At 41.9% G+C, this 3,404-nt stretch carries 4 protein-coding genes; all 4 read left to right on the forward strand.

What is annotated here, in order from left to right; translation table 11 throughout:
• The first annotated feature begins 97 nt into the window (after window positions 1–97).
• The 4 genes from R7O03_RS22475 (at window position 98) to R7O03_RS22490 (ending at window position 3,223) form a co-directional block, all read left to right on the forward strand.
• Complete coding sequence (locus R7O03_RS22475) at window positions 98–529, forward strand: GNAT family N-acetyltransferase (RefSeq protein ID WP_213961415.1); 432 nt, start codon at window positions 98–100, stop codon at window positions 527–529.
• Window positions 530–700: 171 nt separating this feature from the next.
• A complete protein-coding gene (locus R7O03_RS22480) occupies window positions 701–1,609 on the forward strand; it encodes an Imm49 family immunity protein (RefSeq protein ID WP_021453948.1) in 909 nt (302 codons plus the stop codon).
• Window positions 1,610–1,881: 272 nt separating this feature from the next.
• The gene (locus R7O03_RS22485) at window positions 1,882–2,340 is read left to right on the forward strand and encodes a hypothetical protein (protein WP_250155659.1); all 459 of its coding nucleotides are present in this window, start codon (window positions 1,882–1,884) and stop codon (window positions 2,338–2,340) included.
• A gap of 148 nt (window positions 2,341–2,488) precedes the next feature.
• Window positions 2,489–3,223 carry a hypothetical protein gene (locus tag R7O03_RS22490; protein WP_318132062.1) on the forward strand — a complete coding sequence of 245 codons (735 nt, stop codon included), beginning with the start codon at window positions 2,489–2,491 and terminating at the stop codon, window positions 3,221–3,223.
• Window positions 3,224–3,404 lie beyond the last annotated feature (181 nt).

Genomic DNA, 3,404 nt, shown 5'->3' on the forward strand with positions numbered 1-3,404 from the left:
AGAGTGATTCGCAACGCTTGGCAGTTTCGCTTCGCTCAAGTATAGCCAAGCGCTGCTCACACCTTAATGCGGCGTTAGCCGTCAAAATGGAGAAAACATGGAAGTACAATTCTTAGAGAAAAACTCTGATTACAAGTCAGTCCTAGAAGTGTTGTTACAACTTCGCCCAAATTACAACTTAGATACTTTGTCTGGTCAGATCGAGAAGCAGCAATCAAATGGTTACCAAGTCGTCTATGTCAAATCGCCAGAAGGCGTACTAGCAGCAGCAGGCTTTAGCGTAGGTGAAAAGCTTGCTTGGGGTAAGCATATTTACATTGAAGACTTAGTAACTAATGCGCAATTTCGTTCGAGTGGAGTAGGTAAATTTATTATCGATTGGTTTAAAACATATGCTTTAGAAAGCGGTTGCGAACAAATACATTTGGATTCTGGTGTTCAGCGTTTTCCAGCACATAAGTTCTATTTACGCGAAGGTTTCAATATCGCTAGTCACCACTTTTCTATAGTTGGCGTCCAAAACGGCTAACAAAGCGTTTAAGACGGATTCACAACGCTTGGCATTTTTGGTTTGTATCAGCTTAAGTGTTTACGGCACAATGGTTTAGGTTAGGTGGTCGCGTTGTTCACCACTTAACGCGGCGTTATACGCCGGAGTACTACATGTGCTAGATATAATAAAATATAAATTGAGTAATAAATGACGACACAACAATACCCGCCAATCAACTACGATGGCGCTCGGAAAGTATACAAAGATCAACCAGGAAATATTGCGGCTTTGACCGATGTAATCACACGCAGGTTGGTGCAAAGTGAAGAATGGAATTATGTCAATCCAGGAGATTTGGGGTTTGCGCTTTACACTAGATCACTATATTTAAAACTTGCGGACATTGATAGTGCATTGCACTCTCTTGTCGCTTGGCAATATTTTGAATCAAAAAGTATTGAATATGCCTTACTGGAAGATGGCGAAAAGATTACGATTTCGTTACCAAACAAAGAGGTGTCATTTGGTTTTCATTCCGACAGGGATCTCCGTGGGATTGAAGGCGCTCACCTGGAGATATCCACATGGCGATCCTTGTTGTGCGAAGATTTTGATAGCGCAAGACGTTTTGTCAAAACCGTGGATCACCCGCAAGTTAAATGGCGAAGCGAGTCTGGTGATACGTTCATGAGGTTGCTCGGGTGTGTTTTCAGCTTGAGTGATGGCGAGCTAATGGATTTGATTCAGGAGTACGTCAACCATAGCGCCTCTGAGCCGGTGAGTCACGATAAGCCTGATAGTGTCACCTACCTCGATTTACCAGTGATCGATGTGATGATGAAAGTATTTGGTGGCGCTGATGAAAAAACCTACCAGAAGGCAATGTACTCTGCAGTTCAAAATCACCATGAATATTGGAGCCAGCCACGTCTGAATGATTCAGAACACGGCTATTTTTCCATGCAACTGACCACCCTGGCTAAAGTCGCCTTTGCAAGGCATGGTTACCGCATTGGTTTTGAGACTGACTATGTACCAGAGGCGTTCTATACCCGACCACTACCCACGTTGAGCTATGATTTTTTAAATAAATACACAGCACAAGAAAACGGCTAAACGGTATTGCCTCTTTTGGCTTACGTATAACAAACTGTTTAAGAGTGATTCGCAACGCGTGGCATTTTTGCTATGCGTTGGTTTTGGTGTTTTAGGTGGCATGCGGGAGCTTCGGTACAGCGTTGCTCACACCTTAACAGGGCGTTAGGCACCAGTAGAGCAGTACGTAGGAAAATAGTCATATGAAGATACTTGAATTTATAGCATCAATAATTGATTCCCTTGCATGGCCAATGACAATACTCCTATGCACATTGATCCTGAGAGAACCCATGGGGAAGTTACTAGGACGCGTTTCTAAGTTTAGGTACGGTGAAATAGAAGCAGAATTCCAAGAACGACTAGAAAAATTAGGCTCGTTTGGACAAAGTGAAGAAATCAAGGGAGATGCTGGCACTGCAAGTGCATCTGTTGCTCTTGAAGACTTAGCTGAAACATCACCTAGAGCTGCAGTTTTGGAAGCGTGGTTGAAAGTGCAAAAGGCAACTAGTTCCTTTTGTACTGCTAAAGGGTTTCCTAGGGATGTGTCTCATCAAGGTCTGTTCAGGCTTGCAAGAGAAAGAAATTTAGATATCGATGCATTCCAAACAGCTCATCAAGAGCTACGTTTATTGCGTAATAAAGCGGTACATGCAACTGACTCAGATATAACGACTGAAACAGCACTTCAATATATAAAGAATGCCAATTTCCTAGCTGACGAATTCAACATGAGGGCAAATGGTGCCTAACAAACTGTTTAAGAGTGATTCGCAACGCGTGGCATTTTTACTATGCGTTGATTTTAGTGATTAAGGTGGTTTGCAGTGGCTTTGGTATTGCGTTGCTCACACCTTAACAGGGCGTTAGCTATTTTTCGGATTTAGCGAGAAATTTCAAATGGAATGGATTAAAAAAGAAACAACAGTTATAGATAAATTGTGTTCCAACAATCAATTGCTCGCAAATACAATTGATACTGCTTTATGGTCAGCATTTTCAAAAATTGATGAACATGCATACGGTCAAGATATCCTTCTTGCAAAGGAAGTGTTAAGAGGTGAGTTAGGTTTAGACCATGACCAAAAACCCGGAGATATAGATCTCTTAATCATCCCTATTGTGGGAGATACCCCTTTACTGCACAAAACTGTAGCGGTTGAAGCCAAAGTAGTTAGACCTACAGTTCGTAAACCAAGTAAGAATGCATCATCAATGGGTGTTACGCAAACCAAAGGGTTATTAAGAGACGGATTTCCTTATACAAGTCTTTTACATGTGGTAATTCCTGAATCACTGCCATCGGAAATGCATTGGTCTATACCGCTTAAATCGATGGAACTTGATGACAATGGCGACCTAAAGGATACAGGCGAGGTTATCAAACACGATCCATTTCCTCTTATTAGTGCAGGTAGACAAAAAGGTCGTATTGTTGCCACCGATTTACCAGACGAAGCATCATATAGGGTACTAGGTCTGTCTCTAACTAACGGAGATATATCGGGCATTACGCAAGGAGATTTGCGCATGGGCAAAGTTAACCCACGTGTATCAGAAACATTGTTGGCTAATATTCGTAAGTTTTTAGTCTCAAACCCAGATAGATTTGAGCGTATCAAGTGGTTTGAATAAAATAGCTAACAAACAATTTAAGAGTGATTCAGCACGCTTGGCATTTTTGGTTTGGGTTTAGTCCAGTGTTTATGGTGTTAAAATGAAGTGCCGTGGTCGCGTGCTTCACCCCTTAATTGGGCGTTATGCTCTATGCTGAAAATGGAACTTTATGGAGGTTGGCATGAGTATCAAAGAGTCA

The sequence above is a fragment of the Vibrio sp. Vb2960 genome (genome assembly GCF_033337665.1).
GTDB classification, from domain to species: Bacteria; Pseudomonadota; Gammaproteobacteria; order Enterobacterales; family Vibrionaceae; genus Vibrio; species Vibrio alginolyticus.